Origin of the sequence: Nonomuraea sp. AD125B (assembly GCF_041402765.1) — a bacterium.
GTDB classification, from domain to species: Bacteria; Actinomycetota; Actinomycetes; order Streptosporangiales; family Streptosporangiaceae; genus Nonomuraea; species Nonomuraea bangladeshensis.
This window is the reverse complement of the sequence record NZ_JBGLOU010000017.1, coordinates 128,418-150,451: the sequence shown is the minus strand read 5'-3', so window position 1 is coordinate 150,451 and position 22,034 is coordinate 128,418. Positions and strand designations below refer to the sequence as shown.

16 protein-coding genes and 4 tRNA genes are annotated in these 22,034 nt (G+C 72.9%); 8 read left to right on the top strand and 12 right to left on the bottom strand.

Features of this window, described 5'->3' with window-relative positions; translation table 11 throughout:
- Positions 1–123: 123 nt before the first annotated feature.
- The 6 genes from ACBR40_RS37130 to ACBR40_RS37105 all read right to left on the bottom strand — a co-directional run bounded on the left by ACBR40_RS37130 (position 124) and on the right by ACBR40_RS37105 (position 3,193).
- Positions 124–870 (bottom strand): IclR family transcriptional regulator, encoded by a 747-nt coding sequence (locus tag ACBR40_RS37130; RefSeq protein ID WP_371251735.1) that lies wholly within the window; start codon positions 868–870, stop codon positions 124–126.
- 115 nt (positions 871–985) lie between these two features.
- Positions 986–1,420, bottom strand: a complete 435-nt coding sequence (locus tag ACBR40_RS37125) for a nuclear transport factor 2 family protein (RefSeq protein ID WP_344218137.1) — start codon at positions 1,418–1,420, stop codon at positions 986–988.
- Positions 1,421–1,677: 257 nt separating this feature from the next.
- Positions 1,678–1,752: transfer RNA gene (locus tag ACBR40_RS37120), tRNA-Val, on the bottom strand.
- A gap of 5 nt (positions 1,753–1,757) precedes the next feature.
- A tRNA-Cys gene (locus tag ACBR40_RS37115) sits at positions 1,758–1,828 on the bottom strand.
- A 15-nt stretch (positions 1,829–1,843) separates the two neighbouring features.
- Positions 1,844–1,915 (bottom strand) — tRNA-Gly (locus tag ACBR40_RS37110).
- A 96-nt stretch (positions 1,916–2,011) separates the two neighbouring features.
- The gene (locus tag ACBR40_RS37105; RefSeq protein WP_371251734.1) at positions 2,012–3,193 is read right to left on the bottom strand and encodes a hypothetical protein; all 1,182 of its coding nucleotides are present in this window, start codon (positions 3,191–3,193) and stop codon (positions 2,012–2,014) included.
- A 112-nt stretch (positions 3,194–3,305) separates the two neighbouring features.
- Here ACBR40_RS37105 and ACBR40_RS37100 point away from each other — a divergent pair, with 112 nt between their 5' ends.
- From ACBR40_RS37100 to hutH, 3 genes are all read left to right on the top strand, one after another.
- A complete protein-coding gene (locus ACBR40_RS37100; RefSeq protein WP_344218133.1) occupies positions 3,306–3,857 on the top strand; it encodes a hemerythrin domain-containing protein in 552 nt (183 codons plus the stop codon).
- Positions 3,858–3,949: 92 nt separating this feature from the next.
- Positions 3,950–4,657, top strand: coding sequence for an ArsR/SmtB family transcription factor (locus ACBR40_RS37095; RefSeq protein ID WP_371251733.1), 708 nt, complete (start codon positions 3,950–3,952; stop codon positions 4,655–4,657).
- 16 nt (positions 4,658–4,673) lie between these two features.
- On the top strand, positions 4,674–6,224 hold the full coding sequence (hutH, locus tag ACBR40_RS37090; protein WP_344218129.1) for a histidine ammonia-lyase: 1,551 nt from the start codon (positions 4,674–4,676) through the stop codon (positions 6,222–6,224).
- On the opposite strand, the gene ACBR40_RS37085 is transcribed toward hutH, so the two are convergent.
- Positions 6,205–7,395, bottom strand: a complete 1,191-nt coding sequence (locus ACBR40_RS37085; protein WP_371251732.1) for an NAD(P)-binding domain-containing protein — start codon at positions 7,393–7,395, stop codon at positions 6,205–6,207. The two genes, hutH and ACBR40_RS37085, sit on opposite strands and share 20 nt — an antisense overlap.
- Before the next feature lie 58 nt (positions 7,396–7,453).
- On the opposite strand from ACBR40_RS37085, the gene ACBR40_RS37080 reads away from it, so the two are divergent.
- The 3 genes from ACBR40_RS37080 to ACBR40_RS37070 are packed head-to-tail and all read left to right on the top strand — an operon-like array spanning position 7,454 to position 10,178.
- The gene (locus ACBR40_RS37080; protein WP_344218125.1) at positions 7,454–8,371 is read left to right on the top strand and encodes a LysR family transcriptional regulator; all 918 of its coding nucleotides are present in this window, start codon (positions 7,454–7,456) and stop codon (positions 8,369–8,371) included.
- A complete protein-coding gene (locus ACBR40_RS37075) occupies positions 8,341–9,351 on the top strand; it encodes a chorismate-binding protein (RefSeq protein ID WP_344218123.1) in 1,011 nt (336 codons plus the stop codon). Before ACBR40_RS37080 ends, ACBR40_RS37075 begins: the two co-directional genes overlap by 31 nt.
- Entirely contained in the window at positions 9,348–10,178 is an 831-nt protein-coding gene (locus tag ACBR40_RS37070; RefSeq protein WP_344218121.1) for an aminotransferase class IV, read from the top strand. Before ACBR40_RS37075 ends, ACBR40_RS37070 begins: the two co-directional genes overlap by 4 nt.
- Before the next feature lie 56 nt (positions 10,179–10,234).
- Here ACBR40_RS37070 and ACBR40_RS37065 read toward each other — a convergent pair whose 3' ends face one another.
- Positions 10,235–11,623 (bottom strand): hypothetical protein, encoded by a 1,389-nt coding sequence (locus tag ACBR40_RS37065; RefSeq protein ID WP_344218119.1) that lies wholly within the window; start codon positions 11,621–11,623, stop codon positions 10,235–10,237.
- A gap of 90 nt (positions 11,624–11,713) precedes the next feature.
- On the opposite strand from ACBR40_RS37065, the gene ACBR40_RS37060 reads away from it, so the two are divergent.
- Complete coding sequence (locus ACBR40_RS37060) at positions 11,714–12,346, top strand: DUF305 domain-containing protein (protein ID WP_371251731.1); 633 nt, start codon at positions 11,714–11,716, stop codon at positions 12,344–12,346.
- Positions 12,347–12,414: 68 nt separating this feature from the next.
- On the opposite strand, the gene ACBR40_RS37055 is transcribed toward ACBR40_RS37060, so the two are convergent.
- Complete coding sequence (locus ACBR40_RS37055; protein WP_020547189.1) at positions 12,415–12,831, bottom strand: SsgA family sporulation/cell division regulator; 417 nt, start codon at positions 12,829–12,831, stop codon at positions 12,415–12,417.
- Positions 12,832–13,314: 483 nt separating this feature from the next.
- Here ACBR40_RS37055 and ACBR40_RS37050 point away from each other — a divergent pair.
- Positions 13,315–13,389, top strand: a tRNA-Val gene (locus ACBR40_RS37050).
- Positions 13,390–13,636: 247 nt separating this feature from the next.
- Here the strand turns inward: ACBR40_RS37050 and ACBR40_RS37045 are convergent.
- From ACBR40_RS37045 to ACBR40_RS37035, 3 genes are all read right to left on the bottom strand, one after another.
- Positions 13,637–16,918 carry a BTAD domain-containing putative transcriptional regulator gene (locus ACBR40_RS37045; RefSeq protein ID WP_371251730.1) on the bottom strand — a complete coding sequence of 1,094 codons (3,282 nt, stop codon included), beginning with the start codon at positions 16,916–16,918 and terminating at the stop codon, positions 13,637–13,639.
- A 119-nt stretch (positions 16,919–17,037) separates the two neighbouring features.
- Entirely contained in the window at positions 17,038–18,459 is a 1,422-nt protein-coding gene (locus ACBR40_RS37040) for a flavin-containing monooxygenase (RefSeq protein ID WP_371251729.1), read from the bottom strand.
- Between the two features lie 290 nt (positions 18,460–18,749).
- Positions 18,750–21,929: a S8 family serine peptidase gene (locus tag ACBR40_RS37035; RefSeq protein WP_371251728.1), complete on the bottom strand. Its 3,180-nt coding sequence runs from the start codon at positions 21,927–21,929 to the stop codon at positions 18,750–18,752.
- Between the last annotated feature and the right edge of the window lie 105 nt (positions 21,930–22,034).

Sequence of the window (22,034 nt, the reverse complement as noted above, 5' to 3'; positions counted from 1 at the left end):
GCGGCCCGCCCCGATCGTCTCGCCGATGTCGTCAGGGGAAGGATAGGGCCGGGCGGCAGGGTGGGCGGCAGGGTGGGCGGCAGCGTGGGCGGCAGGGCGGGCGCGCGGGCGGGCGGGGGAGGGCTACGGGCCCCCGAGATCGCGGGCCGCCTCGGCCAGCAGGGCCACCGCCGGCGCCGGGAGCTCCAGCCCGCGGGTCGAGATCCCGATCGCCCACGCCGTGCCGGCGACCACGGCCCCCGCGCACGCCACCTGCTCGCGGAACTGCCCGTGCTCCTCCACCACCACCTGCCCCGGAGGCAGGCCCGCCAGCTCCTCCTCCACGTCCTCCAAGGTGGCCGGGGTGGCGGAGGTGAAGCGGGGCAGCCGGCCGTACCCGAGCAGGATCTCCCGCCGGTCCCGCGCCGGCAGCGCCCGCAGCAGCGCCTTGCCCAGCGCGGTCGCGTGCGGCGCGGTCTCCAGCCCCGACTGCAGGTCCTCCAGCCACGGCGAGCGCGGCCCCTGGACGACGTCCACCACCAGCAGCCGCCCGTCGGCGAGCTGCGCCAGGTACGCGGTGTGCCCCGTGACCTCCGTCAGATGCCGCAGCACGGAACGGGCGCGCGGCGGCCGCTCGAAGGCGTCCAGCATGTCGTGGAAGCGCTCGGCCACCTTCGAGCCCAGCAGGTAGTCGCCCTCGGGCCGCCGGTGCAGGTAGCCCTCGTAGCACAGGGTGCGGACCAGGTGGTACGACGTCGACAGGTTGAGCCCGCAGCGGCGGGCGATCACCTTGACCGGCAGGGGCCGCTCGGCCCGCGCCACCTCCTCCAGCACGCGCAGGGCACGCGAGACACTGCGGATCAGATCGCTGGGCTGTGCGTCACCTGTCATCGCTCCAGCATCTTCGCCGGGTGGGATCGGCACGCCTGACCCGGCGGACATACCCGCCTGACGGTGAGGACAGGCCGGTGATATCGCAGTGCGCCAGTGGGGCGCGCGGGACAGGTCAGCGGGCGGTGCGCCAGCTCTGCTCCTCCACCAGCTCCACGCTGCGCCAGCCGTCCGGGGTGCGGCGCAGGCGGTGGTGGTACCAGCCGCCGCCGTGCAGGAAGCCCGCCGTCCCGGCCGCGACCATCTCCCGGCTCGGCGCGAGGGTGTCGGTGAACGGCGCGCTCACGCGGGCCTCCCCGTCACCGCTGAAGTCGATCACCGGTGCGCCGATCAGGTGCAGCCGGCCCGGCCAGTGCGCGAGCACCTCCGCGAGCCACGCCTTCACCTCCTCCCGCCCGCCCCTGACGCCGCCCGCCGAGCTGTAGTCGATGACGGCGTCCTCGGTGAACACCTCGTCGAGCCGCTCCCAGCGGCCCGAGTCGACGGCGCGGGTGTAGCGGGCCAGCAGGTCCGCGATCTCCAGGCGGTCGGCGAGCTCTCGTGCGTCCATGCGGTGATCGTCGCGCCGGGACGGCGTTCCCGCCAGACCCGGTGCACACCGGCGCGCTCAGAGCAGCCAGTTGACCACCACGGTCAGCACGATCGACAGCAGGACCGACACGATGATCATCAGCAGGCAGCCCGTCCAGCCGCCCAGCGGCCGCACGTCCCAGTTCCCGAACCTCATGGCCCGCGCCTACCCCGGCCCGGGGGCCCCAGACAAGCACGAAGCCCCGGCCTGTCGGGACCGGGGCTGTGGCGTCGTGCTGGTGGACGATACTGGGATTGAACCAGTGACCTCTTCCGTGTCAGGGAAGCGCTCTCCCGCTGAGCTAATCGTCCTTGTGAGGTGGCGACGGGATTTGAACCCGTGTGGACGGCTTTGCAGGCCGCTGCCTCGCCTCTCGGCCACGCCACCGAGCCGGAAGCTCCGAGCGGAAGACGGGATTCGAACCCGCGACCCTCACCTTGGCAAGGTGATGCTCTACCACTGAGCCACTTCCGCATCCGCCCCGCTCGCGACCCGGGGCGACGAGAGAACTGTAGCGAATCTCGGCCGAGTACCCAAACTGGATAAGCCGCGCCCCTCGCCCCGCCGGGCTCAGGCTGGACGCGGGCCCGCCGTCTCCAGGCGGTAGTCCTGGCCGGAGACCCGCCGGTTGTCGTCGATCACCTGCTCGGACGCCGGTTTCACCCCGTCCACGACCGCGTCCTGCCGCTGCTCGAACCGCTCGTGGGGGCCGGGCGCGTAGCCGGTGCCCAGCGTGGTCCAGCCGGCCTGCGCGGCGAGCAGCTGCCGCAGGTACGCCTTGTTCGGCTCGAACGTCACCGGCGGCGGCAGCGCCGGGGCCAGCACCTGGTCAGGATCGCGCCCGTCGAAGCGCCGGAACAGCTCGGCCGCCAGCCGCAGGTGCTCCAGCTCCATCCCCAGGTGCAGCTCCCAGAGGCGCTTCACCTGCGGGTCGGACTCGGTCTCCATGAAGGAGTAGTAGAGGTAGCACTCGTTGTACTCGTGGTTGAGCAGCCGCTCCCACCAGCTCTGCCCCGGGTCCACCAGGGACTCGTACAGGGTGACGTGCTCCTCCTCCACCATGCCGATCTCCTGGTAGAGCCCGCGCGCGACCGGCTCCATCTGCTGGGGGCCGGCGTTGAGGTAGTAGTTCATGGTCTGCTGCTCGGTCGCCGCGATCGTCAGGGCGTGCAGGCGGGACAGCGGCTCGGTGCGGCCCCGGTCGTAGGCCTCGCGCACGTCGTCCACCGGATCGCGGTGCTGCAGGTGCGTCGGCCGCCCCGGCATGATCTCGGTCACGTCGCCGACGATCTTCTCCGCCTCGCGGTGCTCGAGCAGCTCGTACAGGTTGGCGTACCGGTAGAGGTGGTCGACCTCGTCCAGCACCCCGAACTCGTACGCCTGCCGCAGGTACGGGTCCGGCTCCATCCGCGCCACCCACGCCGTCAGGTCCACGGCGACCTGCTCGTAGGCGATGGTCGTCTCCAGCACCGACGACACCCCGGGCAGCAGCCAGTTCACCGCCTTCTGCTGCTGCGCCTCGACGGCGCGGACCTGGGCGAGCCGCCGTCTGAGCTCGGCGTCCGGGCAGTGCCGGGCCAGGTGGTGGCTGAACAGCACCGCCTCCACCTCGATGCCGTTCATCGTGATGATCCGGCAGCGGGTGTACGGGTCGGCGCGGTCGGGGTCGATGGGCGTGCGGTGCAGCTCGCGCCAGTCGCGCAGCTGCCTGTCCAGCGGGATGCCCCGCTCCTGCAGCGGATCGAAGGCCATGTCGCGGGCCGTACCCGGAGGCCGGGCGGGCAACCTCCGCGTTGGGTCCCCGGACGGCCCGCGTTCGGTAAGGAGGCGCGTGGCAGAGGGGAGGCCGGGTAGGCCGCCTGGCGTGGCTGAACACGATGTGATCGACCTGCTGGTGGCCCAGCACGGGAGGATCAGGGACCTGTTCGACGAGGTCGAGCAGGCGCCGCCGGACAAGGTGGAGGCGGCCTTCGCCCGCCTGACGCGGATGCTGTCCATGCACGAGACCGCCGAGGAGGAGATCGTCCATCCGTACGCGCGCAGGAAGCTCGACAACGGCCCCGGCGTCGTCGCCGACCGGCTGCGCGAGGAGAGCCTGACCAGGCGGCTGCTGCAGGATCTGCACCACGACGGCGTGGACCACCCCCGGTTCTGGGACCGCCTGGCCGAGCTGCGGGCCGCTGTCACCGCGCACGCGCGCGGCGAGGAGCGCTACGAGTTCGCCCGGCTGCGCGCCCGTACGACGCCCGTCGAACGCCGGGCGATGGGCGCGGCGCTCCGGGCCGCCGAGGGCCTGGCGACGATCCGCCCGCACGCCGGTGCCGAGTCCGCCACCAGGAACCTGCTGGTGGGCACCCCGAGGGCGGTCGCGGAGCGGGCCCGCGACGCGATCCGCAGAGCCCTCGGGAGAAGCTGAGCCTTCGGCAGGAGCTGAGCCCTCGGCAGGAGCTGGCCCTCGCGCGCACCCTTCGACGCGGGCCGAAATGTCCGCGTACTACCGTCGTGAGCATGGAACACATCGCCCGGGACGCCGACATCGCCCCCGTAGCCGCGCTCATCGCGGACCCGACCCGGGCGGCCATCCTCACGGCGCTCCTCGACGGCCGCGCGCTCGCGGCGGGGGAGCTGGCGAGGGTCGCCGGAGTGAGCGCCGCCACCGCGAGCGCCCACCTGGCGAGGCTGCTCGACGGCCGGCTCGTGGACGTCGTCCGGCAGGGCCGCCACCGCTACTACCGCCTGTCCGGCCACGAGGTCGCCGAGGTCCTGGAGGTCCTCGCCAGGATCAGCGCCCGGCCGCCGGTCCGCTCGCTGCGCCAGTCCCGCCAGGCGCGGCTCCTGGAGGAGGCCCGCACCTGCTACGACCACCTCGCCGGTCGCGCCGGCGTCGGGCTGCTCGACGGCCTGCGCGCCGGCGGCTACTACGCCGGCGCCGACCTCACCGGCGAGGGCGAGCGGCTGCTGACCGGTCTCGGCGTGGACGTGGCGGGCGCGCGGGGTTCGCGGCGCAGGTTCGCCCCCGAGTGCCTGGACTGGACCGAGCGCCGCGCGCACCTCGGCGGTGCGCTCGGCGCGGCGGTCACGGACGCGCTGTTCGAGCGCGGCTGGTACCGCCGGGGCACGGTCCCACGTGCGGTGATCCTGACGGACGAGGGCAGGGAAGGGCTGGCCGCGTTGTTCCCGAGTAAGGAGCTAACATCGCACTCACCAGTTACCTGACGAGGGAGTGCCCACCATGCGCGACAACGGAGTCGTGGCCGTAGGCCCGGAGCCGCTGAGCTTCCAGGACGTGATCGACGTGGCCCGCCACGGTGCCGCGGTCAGGCTCACCGACGACGCCGTGGCCGCCATGGCCGCCGCCCGCCAGCGGGTGGACGAGCTGGCCGAGAGCCCCGTCCCCGCGTACGGCGTCTCTACCGGGTTCGGCGCCCTCGCCACCCGGCACATCGACCCGGCGCTGCGCGCGCAGCTCCAGCGCTCCCTCGTCCGCTCGCACGCGGCCGGCAACGGCCCCGAGGTCGAGACCGAGGTCGTGCGCGCCCTCATGCTGCTGCGCCTGCACACCCTCGCCACCGGCCACACCGGCATCCGCCCGGTCACCGCCAAGACCCTGGCCGCCCTGATCAGCGCCGGCCTCACCCCGGTCGTGCACGAGTACGGCAGCCTCGGCTGCTCCGGCGACCTCGCCCCGCTCGCGCACGTCGCGCTCACCCTCATGGGCGAGGGCGTGGTGCGAGACCGCGACGGCGACCTCCGGCCCGCCGCCGAGGCGCTGAAGCAGGCCCGCATCGAGCCCGTCGAGCTGGCCGCCAAGGAGGGCCTGGCGCTCATCAACGGCACCGACGGCATGCTCGGCATGCTCGTCCTCGCCGTCCACGACCTCACCCGCCTGGTCCGCACCGCCGACGTGAGCGCCGCCATGAGCGTGGAGGCGCTGCTCGGCACCGACCGCGTCTTCGCCCCGGAGCTGCAGGCCCTGCGTCCCCACCCCGGCCAGGCCAGCTCGGCCGCCAACATGGTGAAGGTGCTGCGCGAGTCGGACATCATGGCCAGCCACCGCGACCCGGAGGCGTGCACCCGCGTCCAGGACGCCTACTCGCTGCGCTGCGCCCCGCAGGTCGCCGGGGCGGTCCGCGACACGCTCGCGCACGCCGCCACCGTCGCCGAGCGGGAGCTGGCCAGCGCCGTGGACAACCCGGCCGTGCTGGCCGACGGCCGGGTGGAGTCCAACGGCAACTTCCACGGGGCGCCCCTCGCGTACGTGCTGGACTTCCTCGCCGTGGTGGCCGCCGACCTGGCGTCGATGTCGGAGCGGCGTACCGACCGGTTCCTCGACGTGGCGCGCAACCACGGGCTGCCCGCCTTCCTCGCCGACGACCCCGGCGTGGACTCCGGTCACATGATCGCCCAGTACACCCAGGCCGCGATCGTCTCCGAGCTGAAGCGCCTGGCCGTGCCCGCCAGCGTCGACTCGATCCCCAGCTCGGCCATGCAGGAGGACCACGTGTCCATGGGCTGGTCGGCGGCGCGCAAGCTGCGCAGGTCGATCGACGGGCTCACCCGCGTGCTGGCGATCGAGGTGCTGACCGCCGCCCGCGCGCTCGACCTGCGCGCGCCCCTGCGGCCCGCCCCCGCGACGGCCGCCGTGGTGCGGGCGCTGCGCGAGACCGTGCCCGCCCCCGGGCCCGACCGGTTCCTGGCGCCGGAGATCGACGCCGCCGTCCGCCTGGTCGCCGACGGCGGCGTGGTCGCCGCGGTGGAGCAGGTCACCGGCCCCCTGGCGTGACCCGCGAGGGCAGCGCCACGATCAGGTCCACCTCCAGCAGCAGGCCCGGCATGAACAGCCGCGACACCTCCACGGTCGTGCTGGCCGGGGGCGTGCCGGTGATGTACTTGCGGCGCACCGCGCCGTGCTCGGCGCGGGCGTCCATGTCCGTCAGGTACGTCCGGATGAACGCGATGTCGCCGAACCCCGCCCCCTGGTCGGCGAGAATGCGCTCGATGACCTGGTAGACGTGCTCGGACTGGGCCGTCATCGAGCCCTCGCCGACGATCCGGCCCTGCTCGTCGAAGGCCGCGACCCCCGAGACGTAGAGCGTGTCGCCGGCCCGCACCGCGTGGGAGTACATCCCGTTCGTGGCGGGGACCGTCGCCAGGTTGAGCGGCACCGCCCGCGTACCGGCCCGGTGGCCTCCCACGTGGGCGGCGATGGCGGTCAGGTCGCGCTCGCCCAGCCCGGCCGCCCGCGCCTCCTGCAGCCGGGCGCGGGCGGCCCCCGCCACGCTCGCGCCCTCCCACGCCCCCAGCTCCAGGTCCTTGGCGGCGTGCGCGAGGGAGTAGCGGGTCTCGGCGGCGGGCACGCGCAGCCGCTCGGCCAGCGCGCCCAGCGGGGTGGCCGCCAGCACGCCGAACAGCTCCTCGCGATCGACGCCGTGCGCCTCCCCGTACGCCAGCGTCTCGGCCAGCAGCACCTGGGCGGGCACCAGCGCGTTCATCACGGCCAGCTTCATGGCCGCGCCCGCGCCGAGCGGCCCGAGCTCGCGCACCGTGCCGAACACCGACAGCACCTCGCGGCAGCGCGCCAGGTCCGGGCCGTCGCCGCCGGCCAGCACGGTCAGTGAGCCCTCGGCCGCCGGGCCGACGCTGCCCAGCACCGGCGCGTCCACCAGGCCGACCCCGGCAGGCAGCAGCGCGCGCAGCTCCCGGACCGCCTCCGGGCCGATCGTGGACATCTCGACCACCGTCGTGCCCGGCCGCAGCCCCGGCAGCGCCGCCGTCAGCACCTCGCGAACCGCCGCCGGATCGCTCAGCATCGTGATGACCAGGTCCGCGCCCTCCACCGCCGCCGCGGCGGTGACGCCCGTGCCGCGCCGCCAGGTGGTCACGTCGTGCCCGGCCGCCGCCAGCCGCCGGGACATGGGGACGCCCATGCGTCCCTGTCCGAGAAAAGCAATCATGCGGGCCAGTGAAGCGGTAAGTCCGGTATTCCACCACCGACTAGATTGCATGCCAGCCATGCCTGACACGAATGCCTTCGATGCCGCCACGCTCCGCCTCTTCGACGAGGTCGCGCGGAGCGGATCCTTCACGGCCGCCGCCGAGCTGCTCGGCTACACCCAGTCCGCGGTCTCGCGCCGCGTCGCCGCGCTCGAACGGGCCGCCGGCGGGCCGCTGTTCGAACGGCTGGCTCGCGGCGTCCGGCTCACCCCGGCGGGGGCCGCGCTGCACCGGCACGCCGTCGCCGTGCTCGACCGGCTGGAGCGGGCCGGGGAGGAGCTGGCCGCCCTGCACGCGGGCCGGGGCGGCACGCTGCGGCTCGGCGCGTTCGCCACGGCGAACGTGGACCTGGTGCCCGGCACGCTCAGGCGCTTCGCCGCCCGCCGCCCCGACGTCGAGCTGCGCCTGGTCGAAGGGCTGACCACCAAGCTGCTGGAGCGCCTGCGCGCCGGGGCGCTGGACGCCGCCGTCATCAGCGACTACCCGGCGGGGCTGCCCGCCGCGGACGCGGGCCGCCTGGTGCCGCTGCGTGAGGACCGGCTGCTGGTCGCCCTGCCCGCCGGGCACCGGCTGGCCGCCGAGGCCGAGGTGGACCTGCGCGACCTGGCGGGGGAGACGTGGATCGAGGCCGCCCCGCGCGGCCAGCCGACGCTGCTGCTCGCCGCGTGCGCCGCCGCCGGGTTCGCGCCGCGCGGCGGGCTGCGGGTGGCCGAGTGGACCGGCAAGTTCGGCTTCGTCGCCGCCGGGCTCGGCGTGACGCTCGTGCCCGAGCTGGCGGCCCGCGCCGTACCGGCCGGGCTGGTGCTGCGGCCCCTGCGCGGGCAGGCCCCCGCCCGCAGGGTGTACGCGGCCCTGCCGGACGACCCCCTCCCCGCCGCACTGGAATTCGTCCAACTCCTGGAAGAATGGGAAGCGTGTACGGATTCGCCCACTTAGGTCATATGTTGGCCACCGGGCTACGGGACGTGACCTCCGACCTCGCCGCGCTCGACGGCGAGGGCTGGTGGGCTGTCGTCGTGGACTACGAGGGCAAGGTGACGTGCGCCCGCTTCGACCAGGTGCGCCCCGCGCCGCTGCCCCGCCCCGCCGTTCCTTGGCACGGTCCAAAGCCGGATGAGTGGCGCAGTTCGCTCGACCGTGACGCCTACGAGAGCGGCGTGCGCGCCATCCGCGCCCTCATCGAGCGGGGCGAGGTCTACCAGGCCAACCTGTGCCGCGTGCTGACCGCTCCGCTGCCGTCCACCGCCGACCCGCTCGCCCTGGCCGTACGGCTCGCCGAGGGCAACCCCGCCCCGTACGGCGGCGTGGTCCGCGTCCCCGGCCTCAGCGTGGTGACCGCCTCGCCCGAGCTCTACCTCGCGCGCGACGGCGACGTCGTCGAGTCCCGGCCGATCAAGGGCACCGGCGTCACCGCCGCCGACCTGCTGCCGAAGGACCACGCCGAGAACGTGATGATCGTCGACCTGGTCCGCAACGACCTTGGCCAGGTGGCGGCCGTCGGCTCGGTCGAGGTCCCGGAGCTGTGCGTGGTCGAGGAGCACCCCGGGCTGGTCCACCTCGTCTCGACCGTACGCGCCCGGCTCGCGCCCGGAGCCGGCTGGCCGGAGCTGTTCGCCGCGACGTTCCCGCCGGGCTCGGTCACGGGAGCCCCCAAATCGTCCGCGCTGCGCATCATCAACGAGCTCGAACCCGCACCTCGGGGCCCGTACTGTGGCACGGTGGGCTGGGTCGACGCCGACCGACGCAGGGCGGCGCTGGCCGTCGGCATCAGGACCTTCCAGATCTCGGCAGGCGAGATCCGGTTCGGCACGGGAGCGGGCATCACCTGGGGCAGCGATCCCCGGCGCGAATGGCTCGAGACCGAGCTCAAAGCAGCCAGGCTCATAGCCCTGGCATCCACAGGAGGAAACGCATGAACATCCCTGTCTGGGTCAACGGGGAGCTGATCGACCCCGCGCAGGCCACCGTCTCGGTCTTCGACCACGGGCTCATGGTCGGCGACGGCGTCTTCGAGACCATCAAGCTCGTGCACGGCCGGTCGTTCGCGCTCACCCGGCACCTCGACCGGCTCAGGCTCTCGGCCCAGCGCATGGACCTGCCCGAGCCGGACGTCGCCGCCATCGCCGACGGCATCGGCCGCCTCCTGGAGCACGCCCCCGACTGGGCGCTCGGCCGCATCCGCGTCACCTACACCAGCGGCCCCGGCCCCCTCGGCTCCGACCGCGGCAACGAGGGCACCACGACGGTCGTCATCGTGGACGAGCAGAAGCCGTTCCCCGCCACCGCGAACGTCACCGTCGTCCCCTGGCCGCGCAACGAGCGCGGCGCGCTCTCCGGCGTCAAGAGCACCTCCTACGGCGACAACGCCAAGGCCCTCCTCTACGCCAAGAAGCGCGGCGGCGGCGAGGCCGTCTTCGGCAACCTCGCCGGCAACCTGTGCGAGGGCACCGGTTCCAACGTCTTCCTCGTCCTCGACGGGCGCCTGGTCACCCCCACCCTGGAGGCCGGCTGCCTGGCCGGCGTGACCCGCGGGCTCGTGCTGGAGTGGTTCGGCGGCGAGGAGACCGACGTCCCGCTGTCGGCCCTGTACGAGGCCGAGGAGGCCTTCCTGACCTCCACCACGCGCGACGTGCAGCCGATCAAGCTCGTGGACGACACCGAGCTGCCGATCGCCCCCGGCCCGATCACCAGCAAGGCCATGCGGGTCTTCGCCGAGCGCTCGGCCTCCGACCTGGACCCGTGACCGGCGTACGCCTCTGACGAGCTCCGGCCGCGCGTCGGCGCGGCCGGAGCCGGAGCTCAGTAGCTCTTCTGGGTCTGGACGTTGAAGTCGTCCATCTTGACCTTCTTAGCGGGGTTCGTGAGCGGGTCGTCGATCTCCAGGACGTCCAGGCCCTCCATGATGTCGCTGGAGTAGATGTAGCCGTTGTAGTAGTAGGCCGACCAGGAGCCCGCGATGGTCGGCGGCTCGTGCGGGCCGCGCTCGAAGAAGCCGATCTCCTTCGGGGCGGAGGAGTCGGTGAAGTCCCAGACGGACACGCCGCCCTGATACCACGCCTGGACCATGACGTCCTTGCCCGGCACCGGGATCAGCGAGCCGTTGTGGGCCACGCAGTTCTCGTCCTGCTGCTGCTCACGGTCGATCTTGAAGTAGCCGCGCAGCTCCAGTTTGCCGTTCACCAGGTCGTACACCGCGTTCGCGCCCTTGGTGCGCGGCGTGTTGCGGTCGCAGGTGGCCTGGCCGCCGCCGCCGAGCTCGTCGCTGAAGACGACCTTGGTCGCGTCGTTGTTGAACGTAGCCGAGTGCCAGATCGAGAAGTTCTCGGTGTCGGTGAGCTGCTGGAGCACCTTCGGCCGTACCGGGTCGGCGATGTCGAGCAGCACGCCGTCGCCGAAGCAGGCGGCCGCGGCCAGCTTCTTCTCCGGGTAGGCGGTGATGTCGTGGCAGCCCGAGAGCATCTCGTCGTGCTGGCGCTCGGGGAAGATGTCGGGCTTGGCCACCACCCGCGCCGACTGCGGCGCCCCCATCGGGATCTCCACGATCTGGATCAGCTCATGGGGCGGCGGGCAGGTCCGCGACTCCGGCTCGGGGCCGGGGGAGGAGACGTAGACGTACAACGTCTCGCCGGCGGGCACCATCGTGTGCGTGTGCGAGCCGCAGTCGGTCGCGACGGCGCCGACGTAGCGCGGGCTGGCCTTGTCGCTCACGTCGAAGATGCGCAGCCCTTCCCAGGCCGGCTCGTCGTCGTCCGCGTCGCACTCCGGGCCGGAGACCGGCTCGTCCACGGACAGGATCAGCAGGTTCCGGTAGATCGACACGTCGTTCTGCTGGCCGGGACAGGCCACCTGGGTGACGGTCTTGGGGTTCTTCGGGTCGCTGATGTCATAGATGGCGAAACCGCCGAAGTTGCCCTGGAAGGCATAGTCGCCCTGGAAGGCGAGGTCGGTGTTGATGTCGTCCCGTCCGTCGAACGGGGCGGTCCTCGGCACCTGCGCGACCTGTTTGATGTTGTCGCTGGTCGTGACGCCGTCCCCGGACGGGGATCGGCCCCCTGGAGCGCTGGTCTCCTGCTGGGAGGTGTCCGAGCTCGCCGGCTCCCCTGAGGCCGACGGGCCGCCCGCGCACGCGGCGGTCAGCAGCAGCATCGCCGCGACAGACACCGCTCCGCGCAGCTTGGCAGAGATCAACGCGCATTCCCCTTTGTCTCGTAGCTCACTATGGAAGGTATGTCAGCAGGTTCGCGGCCGTGTACGGCATTCATCACAGTTAAGGAGCTTTTGGCGCTGGCCTCCTGCGCCCTCCTGGCCGTCTCCTGCGGGGCCGAGCCCGTACGGCAGCCGTCCGCGATCGGCACGGACGCGCCCGTCATCGTGCCCGGCAGCCCCGGCGCGCCCGCGCGGACCGCGACGCCGGGGGAGCGGGTGGGCCGGACGCCGCAGCCGACCGTGGCCGCCGACGTGCGCTTCGCGGAGGGGATGATCCCGCACCACCGGCAGGCGCTGGAGATGACCTCACTGGTCGAGGAGCGCACGACGACGGACGTCGTACGCAGGGTGGCCCGCGCGATCACCGCCGCCCAGACCCCCGAGATCAGGGCGATGACGAGCTGGCTCGCGGACCTGGGCCGCCAGGCCCCCGCCGGGCACGACCACACCTCCACGGGCCCCGGCTACGGGATGGCCTCGGAAGAGGAGCTGAACGCGCTGCGGGCCGCCCGCGGCCACGCCTTCGACCGCCTGTTCCTCCAGCTCATGACCCGCCACCACGAGGGCGCCGTGAAGATGGCGGAGGAGGAGCTGGCCGGCGGCCGTGACCACCGCATGCGCCTGCTCGCCAAGGACGTCTACTCGGGACAGAGCATCGAGATCGCCCGCATGCGCGCGGCCATGAAGTCCCTGCCGCCCGCGTGAGGCGGCACGCGAAAGGGGCGGGCCCGTCAGGCGGGCCCGCCCCTTTCGCGGTTCTGTCGTCTAATGGCTCAGGACGGCCACAACATGTTGGTCAGCTCGGCGTCGAGGTCCATGAAGTCGGTCTCACGCCCCGCCGGCACCTTCTCGTAGGTGCGGTGCAGGAACTCCGTCAGCGGCGCCAGCGGCACCTCGAACAGGGCCTGGCCGAACGGCGACGTGAGGCTGATGTGAAGCGTGCGCTCACCGTCGGCCCGCGCGGGCCACACCTGCACGTCTCCGTCGCCGACACGCCTGACGATGCCCACGGTCAGCAACTCGCGGGCGAAGATCCACTCGACCGGTTCGTCATTCCCTACGTGGAAGGCCATGCGGATGGCGTAAGGGTCGTCGGCTGTGTAACTCAGTCCGGCGAGCAGGGGGACGGTTGTACGGTCGGGGACCACAAGCCGAAGGCCAAGCTCGGCGGAGACGGTGGTGCTGTTCATCGTCAGCCAAACCTTTTCGTCGTAGGTCCCCTCTTCGGGGCTTTCACTGCTCTGACGGACTTCGTCCTGAGCTATGACGCGGAACGAAGAAACCCGTAGGAAAGATTCCGCCCCAGGGGCCTTCTGTAACGCACATCACAGCTGGACATTCAGGCATCTACCAGGCTAAACGGCACCAATCAGGGTCGCATTTGCAAGGGTTTTGCGTGCTGTCGAGCCTGCCCCGGAACGGCCGACCATGAACGTTTCTCAAGAAAGATCGCGACCGCCCACTTCCGGGACACGACGATGGTATGTCACCGACCCCACTCGTCGGTGGGCAACCGCCGCCTTTCACCCTGAATCCCTCCGCCGCAACCGCCGGACACCCCCGCAACCCGCCTGACACCCGCCCCCCGACCGCCCCCCGACCGCTTCACTTCGCCAGCAGGTGCCGGAGTGCGGTATGGTTTTCCCCGTCGGCACCGCGAGGGACCGGCAGGAGGGCGATTAGCTCAGCGGGAGAGCGCTTCGTTCACACCGAAGAGGTCACTGGTTCGATCCCAGTATCGCCCACCAAGCTCAAGGGCCACACCCCAACACGGGATGTGGCCCTTTTGATCTTCCAAGTGATCAACTGAGCGACTGTCCCGCACCACCCTCCTTACCTGACAAGATCCGATCGATGACGATCAGCGCTGTCCTGGACGACGGGCTTGATCTGATGACGGCAGACCTTTTCGGCGCGCGACCTTCTCACCGGCACGCCGTCCGCTGACAGCGCTGGTGGCGCTCGCCCTGAGCGCCGCATGCTCGTGCACGCGCTTCACTGCCCGAACGGCTCCTGACCGGTCGCGCGCGCCTGCCACCAGGTGAGCCCGTTGCGGGCGGCCAGCTCGTGCAGCGTGGCCAGGTGCCGGGTGGCGGCGTCGCGGTCGCCCGCGGCCGTGGCGAGCCGGGCCAGGAAGTGGTCCACGGGCCCCAGCGTCACCACCGCGGAGCTGACCGCGATGTAGCCGCTGTAGGGCAGCAGCTCGGCATAGGTCCTTCGGCAGGCCGTGACGTCGCCGACCGCCGCCTGCGCGGCGCCCCGCAGGCAGGTCATGGTCAGCCACGACCAGTCCCGCACCAGCGGCGACCAGCCGCCGGCCACCAGCCCGCGCGCCTCCGCCACCCGGCCCTGCTGGCACAGCGCCAGGACCCGCAGGTCGCGGTCGAAGGACGGATGGATGCCGGCGACCGCGTCGATGAGCGGGGCGGCCCCGGCCAGCGTCCGCTGGTGGAAGTGCTGGATGAGCCGCCCGGCGGTCACCACCGCCTCGGCGTGCCACACCCCAAGCTGGGCGCCCTGGCGCCCGGCCTCGCGGTACTGGGCCTCGGCGTCGTCGAACCGTCCCGCCAGGGCGAGCCTGTTGGCCCGCCACAACGTGTGCTGGAAACGGGGCCAGGGCAACGGCAGCCGCTCCAGCATGGCGTCGCAGCGCCCGGCGGCCAGGTCCGCGCCCGCCACGTCGAACAGCTCCAGCCGGTGATGACTGTAGATCATGTACGCGAGCAGCTCGAACGCCGGCTCCTCGGCGCGCCGTGCCGCCTCCAGCAGCTCGCCGGCGAGCTCCAGCGGCTCGGTGGCGTGCGCCGCGAAGGCCGGCAGCGACAGGTACCGCGCGTTGAGCATCCGCAGCAGCAGGTGGTCGTCGCCCAGCCGGCGGGCCATCTCGACCGCCTCCAGTGACAGGGCGTCGCGGCGCGGGTCGTCCGTCGCGTCGTACAGCTCCTCCACCAGGCCCCCGAGCAGGCGGGCCCGCTCCGGGCTGTCGGCACTCGGCAGCGCGCGCAGGGCCGCCTCGAAGCGGTGCACGAGCTGCAGGTCCACCGCCTCGTACGGGTCGCGCAACGTCCAGACGGCGGGCGCGTCGAGGGCGGTCAGCGCCCGGGTGGTCGCCTCGGGGCCCGCGCCGGCGCGGTCGGCGGCGCGGATGGCCGCGGTCCTGGCGTGCCGGGCGCCGATGGCGTCACCCGAGTCCAGCCGGGCCCTGACCTGCTTGAGCAGCAGCTCCAGATGGTCGAGCGGGTCGCCCGCGGACGCGCCGTGGGCGCTGATCGCCCGGTCCCACCACAGGGCTGCCTCCTCGTACGCCAGACGCAGGCCGGCCTGCTCGGCCGCCGCCTTCGCCCAGTGCACCGCCTCGCCGTACGCCGCCGGGCCGGCCTCGACGGCGTGGTGGGCGATGACCGCCACGTCGGTGCCCGGCCGGGCGGACAGGGAGGCCATCACGGCGCGGTGGATCGCCGCCTTGCGCAGCGGCGGCAAGCCGTGCGCGAGGGTCTCGCGGACCAGGTCGTGGGCGAAGGCCATCCGCCCCCCGCGCGGCACGACCAGCCCGGCGCCGGCCGCCTGGTCCAGCAGGCCGGACGTCTCCGCCGTGCACTCCTCGGAGGCGTGGACCTCCGCGACGACCGCGGGGTCGAAGTCCCGGCCGATCACCGCCGCGATGCCGAGCACCGCCTCGACCTGCGGCCCGAGCGCGCCGACCCGCTGGCGGACCACCGCGGCCACGGCGCCGGGCACGGCGTCGATCGGGCGGCCTTCGGCCAGCAGGCGGACGCTCTCGCGGACGAAGAACGGGTTGCCGCCGGTGCGGTCGGTCAGCCGCTGGGCGGTGGGGTCGTCCACCTTCGCCCGCATGCTCGCCGCGATGGCCTGGACGGCGTCCACGCCGAGGCCGGGCAGGTGGATGTGGTGCAGGTCGTAGCGGACCAGGCGGGCCAGCAACTCGTCCACGGACGGGCCGTGCGCGCCGTCCCTGCCGTCCGCGGTGTCGCGGTACGCCGTCACGATCTTGAGCGGCGCGTTTCCCACCAGCATGATCACGTCGCGGAGCAGTTCGAGCGAGGCCGGGTCGGCCCAGTGCAGATCGTCCAGGACGACGATCACAGGCCGAATCCTCGCCGCCGCCACCAGCCAGTCGGCGACGGCCTGGTTGCGGCGCAGCAGCGCCGCGTCGGTGGAGCCGAACGGCTTCTCGTCGTCGAGGAGCCCGGCCAGCGCCGCCCGGTTCGACAGCGGATGGTGCTCGGCGAGCGTGCCCAGCACCTGCAGCCACGGCCACAGCGGGGGAGCGCCCCGCAGGTCGTGGCAGCCGCCCCGCAGCACGAGGTAGCCGAGGTCGGCGCAGTGCTCAGCGAACGCCTCCAGCAGGAACGTCTTGCCGATGCCCGGCTCGCCGGTCACCGTGGCTACCGCCACGCCACCGTCGTCGAGCAGCGCCTGCAGGGCCGCGAACTGCCGCTCCCGCCCGAGGACGGCCCGCCGTGGCGCGGACGGCGCCGCGGACGCCAGCACCGTCGCGGCCCGCATGGGATGCAGCGACTCCACCTGCCGCAGAATGTCATCTTCCAGAGCGCGCAGCTCGGGGCCGGGATCGAGGCCGAGCTGGTCGGCCAGCAGTTCCTTGGCGCGGCGCAGCACGGCCAGCGCGTCCGCCTGGCGTCCCGTGCGGTAGAGCGCCAGGGCCAGCAGGCTCCACAGCCGCTCGCGCAGCGGATGGCCGAGCGTCTCGGCCTCCAGTTCGCTGATGACCGGCTGCGGGCGGCCGAGGTCCAGCAGCGCCTGGGCGCGCCGCTCGACGGCCAGCAGGCGTAACTCCCCCAGCCGGTTGACTTCCGTCAGGGCCCACGTCCGGTCGGCGAACTCCCCGTACGGCACGCCGCGCCAGAGCCGCAGCGCCCGGTCGAGCGAGGCGAGCCGCTCCTCGGGCGCGTGGAACTCCGAACGGCCGACCAGCTCCGCGAACTCGCGCGCGTCCACGTCGGCGCAGGCCAGCAGGTAGCCGGGCTGCCGCGCGACGAGCACCTGCGGCGGGGCGTTGCGGGGCCGCCCGGGCTCGATGGCCCGGCGTAAGTTCGAGACGTACGACTGCAGCGACGACACCGCGCTGGCCGGGGGCGAGCCGTCGTAGACGTCCTCGATGAGCGTGTCGGTGGAGACCACGGAGCCCTGCGCGACCAGCAGTCGGGCCAGCACCGCGCGCTGCCGCCGGCCGCGCAGTTCCACGAAGGTGTTGTGATCGTCGTACGCCTCAACCGAGCCGAGAACGCGAAATCTCACGTGCGCCGCCCCTCCATCGGCGCCAGTTTAGGCAGATGATCGGCGAGCGTTCCGGCCTGGCGGCGAGTGACCTTGTTCACAGCCGCGAGAACCGCGTGGGTGCCAGGCCGGGTGCCAGGTCACAAGCGGCGCTCTGCACGATGGGCGGCACGTAGACCGGACGTGATCCTGCGGGACCCGGCGACGCTGCCCGTACGGCTCCGGTCCTGGGCCGGGGACGCGGCTTTCACGATGCCCCGGCGGGCTCTGCGCCGGCCGGCCCGCAGCTCGTTCTCCACGACCGAGCGGTACGCCACGGGGTCCAGCAGCATCCCGGCCCGGCGGTCCGCCCCGAACATGCGCTCCGCCCGCGCCCGGTCCCGGATGAGCTGGCGGGCGATCTCGTGCTCGCCGGGCAGGGCGTAGCGTCCCGACAGTCTGGCCGCGACGAGGCGCGCCTGCCGTTCGAGGGTGGCGGGCGCGGCCCCGAGGACCTGCACCAGCCCGACGAACGCCAGGTCCGTCGCGGCCGGATGGAACACCCGCCGGAACAGATCCAGCCCGTCGCGCGGCGGTGCGATCGCCGGGTCCAGGAAGGGGAACGACGGGCGGTAGCCGGTGCACAGGATGACGGTGTCGTACGGCTCGACCGATCCGTCCGCGAACACGACCGCGTCCTCCTTGAATCCCTTGAGCGCCGGCCGCACCGCCAGGTCGCCGTGGGACAGCCGGGTCAGCAGGTCACTGGTGACCGTGACGGCGGCGTTGCCCAGCGGCCGGTCAGGCGCCGTGATCCCGTACCGTTCCTGCGGTCCCCTGGACAGGCGCACAGCGAGCCGCATCACCTTCCACCGCAGCCATCGCGGACGCGTGCGCACGGGGAAGGTGTCGAAGGGGCGGCCGAACAGGTGCTTGGGCACGATGTGCACGCCGCCGCGCACCGACACGGCGGTCCGGGCCGCTGTCCGCGAGACCTCGCAGGCGATGTCGGCGCCGCTCGCCCCGAGGCCGACGACGAGCACGTTGCGTCCGGCGAAGCGCTCGGGCGAGACGTAGTCGTGGGCGTGGAGCACCTCGCCCGCGAAGAAGTCCGGGATGCGCGGCATGACCGGCTGGCTGAAGTGACCGGCCGCGACCACGACCGACGCGTAGCGACGGCGCTCCCCGTCGGAGGTCTCCACGGTCCATCCGCCCGACGGCTCCCGCTTCAGCGAGGTGACCTCGGTGCGCAGGCGCACGCGGGACGACAGGCCGAAGTGCTCGGCGTACCTGACCAGGTAGCGGCCGATCTGCTCCCGGGAAGGGAACTCGGGGTAGTCCGGTGGGATCGGAAGACCGGACATCGCCATGAACTTCGCGGAGGAGTTGACGTGGAGTGCCCGGTAGGCGGGCCCGTCCTCCCGTTCGGGGTCCTGTGACCACAGGCCGCCGACATCGGGGCGCCGGTCGAAGCACTCCCAGGTGACGCCGGCGTCGTCGAGTGCCTTGGCCGCGGCGAGCCCGCCGATCCCGGCGCCGATGATCGCGACGGCCGGTGTGTGCTCGTGGTTTCCGATCGGCATGATGCGTTCCATCCAGTTCGAGGTCCGTGCGGGTGATGGAGGCGGCACGCCCTTGGTGCAATCGCGCGGTCTGCCGTGCGTGCGCGTGCCGCGTGCGTGAAAGCGATCGGTCCGGACGCAGACAGCCTGAGCGGTCGCGCTCATGATTCGCTTGGCGCGCTTGGAGGACCTGGGAACGGATGGAAAAAGCCGGCCCGGGCGACAGGTGAGCGGGTCGGGCAGGCCGTCGGCGGCGCGCGCGCACTCCGGCCGTAGCCACGTCGCGCCCGCGCCGCCGGAGTGCGGAAGCGTCACCCGATGGCGTACGCCCGGGTGATGGTCTGGGTCACGCGGTCACCCGCCGCGTCCGTGACCTTGGCGCGCAGGGAGACGAACCCGGGGGCATCCGGGTTCGCGACCCGGGCCGTCCATCCGGAGCCGGCGCGGGTCAGCCGGACCGGCCACCAGCGCGCCCCGTCGTCGAAGGAGGCCTCGACCGTGATGGAGGTGGCGCGGGGTGCGGAGGCGCCGGGGTTGCGGTGGAGGCTCACCGGGATGACGGTCGTGGACCCGATCTTGGCGCGGTTGTGGTCGTCCAGGCCCTCGGGGGCGTAGCGGACGGCGGTCAGGGGCAGCGGCCGGGGCTGGGCCGTCCGCTCCGACCGGAACGTCCAGGCCGACTCGACCTTGGTGGACAGCGCCGACGGCCGCCGCGCCGACGCGGTCAGCGTGTAGGTCGCCGGCTCGGCGGGCAGGCGGACGTCCAGCCGGCAACTTTCCGTGTACGCGGGCTCGCAGGTCGCCAGATCGGTCTCGGCCAGTTTCTCCGCGCCGCGGGCCAGGGTGATGCTGCCAGTCATGTCGTAGTCGCCGCCCGTCAGCCCGGCCCGCCCGTCGGCGAGGAGGCCGTCGATGTTGAAGTTCAGCCAGTCGCCGTCGCGGCTGCCCGCGGACGTGCCGAGAGCGGGGCCGGTCACGGCGGCGTTCCACAGCTCGGTGACGGGCCGCCGGCCGAGCACCTGACTCACGCCGGACACCCAGTGGGTGCCCGTCATGATGTCCGTCGCCCAGGCGAAGCCGGGAGTGCGGTAGTGCGTCATGGTGGACGGCAGATCCACTTCCGGGCTCTCCGACAGCCAGGCGCCCCCCTCCCAGGACCCGCCGGGGAGCACCGGCCCCACCATCACGTAGGCCGCGCCGGGCGCGCCGGGCGCCCGGTACGTCGCGCTCACCTTCACCAGGTCACGCGTGCGCGCCGCGTACGACAGATCGTCCGGAATCCCGCCGGTGTGGTGGGCGACCAGGTCGTAGCGGTACGGGCTCGGCGCGGCGTCCTTCTGGTGCCAGGTGCTCCCGGCCAGGTACGTCAGGCCGGGCTGGCGCACCGGGAGGGCGTAGACATCGTCGCCGAAGCTGGACCAGCCCTGGCCGAACCAGCCGTTGGCCACGGTGATCTGCTCGCTGCCGTCCTGGACGGCGGTCGGCTCGTCCACCGTGAACGTGATCTCCTTGCCCTGGCGCGCGTCCACCGTCACTTCCTGGTCCGCGCCGTCGATGGTCACGGGCCGGTGCGCGGTCGTGGAATGGTCTGAGTCGTACACGTTGACGTAGAGGTTCCACTCGCCCTCGGGCACCCGTACGCGTGCGACGCCCTGGTCGTCGAACGAGAGCGTCCTCTGGGTGCCGGTCTTGAGCTGGTAGAGGTATCCCATGGCGGAGCGGGGCGTCTGGCCGTTCCTCTCGATGGTCCTGACGGTCAGGGTGTGGGTCTCGGCCGCCACGGACGCGCCCGCGAGCGTGCGCACGACGGTGTCGCCCGACCTGGCGGTGACGATGCCGGGATAGTCCCCGGGCGCCTTGCCCTCCGCGCGGATCGTCAGCTCGACCGACGCCTCGCCCTTGGCGGGCACCTCCAGCCGCTCGGCCCCCAGCTCCAGCACCTCGCCGTCCGCGGCGAGGTCCAGGGTGAGCGGGGTGTCGCCGGAGTTGGCGTACGTGAGCGTCCTGGCCGCCACGCGCTCGCCGGCGCCGTCCCAGGGGAAGGAGGCCCAGACGTTGCCGGTCGTCGCGGCCACCGGCTGGGAGACCGCGCGGGCCACGTCCACGCGCCCGGCGCCCTCCTCGTAGACGGTGGCGCTCCCGTTGGGGGCGGCGCTGCCGATGAGGGCCGCCTTGAGACGCTGTCCGCTCCAGTCGGGATGGCGCTGGGCGAGGATCGCGGCGGCTCCCGCCACGTGGGGCGTGGCCATCGAGGTGCCGCTCATGGCGACGTACGGGGCGTCGGCGCCGCCGCCGGCGTTGGCGGCCCTGATGGCGACGCCGGGAGCGGTGAGGTCCGGCTTGACGGCGTGGTCGGCGAGGCGGGGGCCCCTGCTGGAGAAATCGGCCACCTTGTCGTCCCGGCCGACGGCGCCGACCGTGAGGGCGGCGTCGGCGCTGCCGGGGCTCAGGACCGAACCGGGCGTGGCGTCGTTGCCCGCGCCCACGACGAAGAGCGCGCCGGTACGCTCCGACAGCGTGTCGACCGCCTGCTCGACCGGGTCCACGTCGTCCGTGTCCGGACCGCCGATGCTCATGTTGATGACCTTGGCCTTGACCTCGGCCGCGGCCCACTCCATGCCGGCGATGACGTCGGACTCCTGCATCAGGAAGTCGCCGATCTTGCCGATGGCGAGTTTCGCGCCGGGCGCCACGCCGCGCTGTTTCTCGCCCGCTCCCGCGACGATCGAGGCGACGTGCGTACCGTGCCCGTTCCTGTCGCGGACGTCGTCGCGACCGGTGAAGTCGCGGGCCTGCGTGACGACGTCCTTCAGGTCGGGGTGCGCAGGGTCGTAGCCGCTGTCGAGCACGGCGACCGTGACGCCCTCACCGGTGAGGCCCTGCTTCCACGCCTCGGTGGCGCCGATCTGCTTGACGCTCCGGTCGAGGGTGAAGGAGCGGTGGCCGTCCAGCCAGATCTTCGTCCGGCCGGCGGCCAGGGTCCGGACGCCGTCCGTGATGCCCTTCCAGGTCTCGGCGGCGCTCGTCTTGGGCACCTCCACGGCGGACATGCCGAGGGAGGACAGCCGCCGGTCCTGGCGGGCGCTCCGGAGCGCGGGCACATCGTCCTCGGCCGAGCGCGTGATCAGCGGGATGTCGCTGCGCTTCGCGTCGCCGTACCCCCAGGCCAGGAGCTGTGTGACGTCGAACAGCCGCTCGTCCAGAACACCTCTGGCCACCAGCGGAAGGGCGTCGGACGGGTAGACGTGCAGACGGCCGTCGCGGTACTGGCTGCTGTAGTGCACCCGCCTGCCCGCTCCCGGCTCCACCCGGTGCCCGGCGGCGGTGACGACGACGCGGTCGCCGGTGATCAGCGTCACGGTGCCGGTCGGCCGGGTCGTCGCGCCTTCTCGCCTCGCGGGTCCTGGCGTCGCGGCGGCGGGTGCGGGGGCGGCCGTGACGCCGGCCGTCACGGCCAGGACGGCGGCCACCAGGCTTCTGCCTAACCTCATGCGTTTCCTTTCGGTTGAGCGGCAACGCATGGGCAAATGTCCGGACCAGGCGGGGTGTTACCCGGATTCCCGTGAAAGCTGGGCCTCTCGGAAAATGGTCTTCAT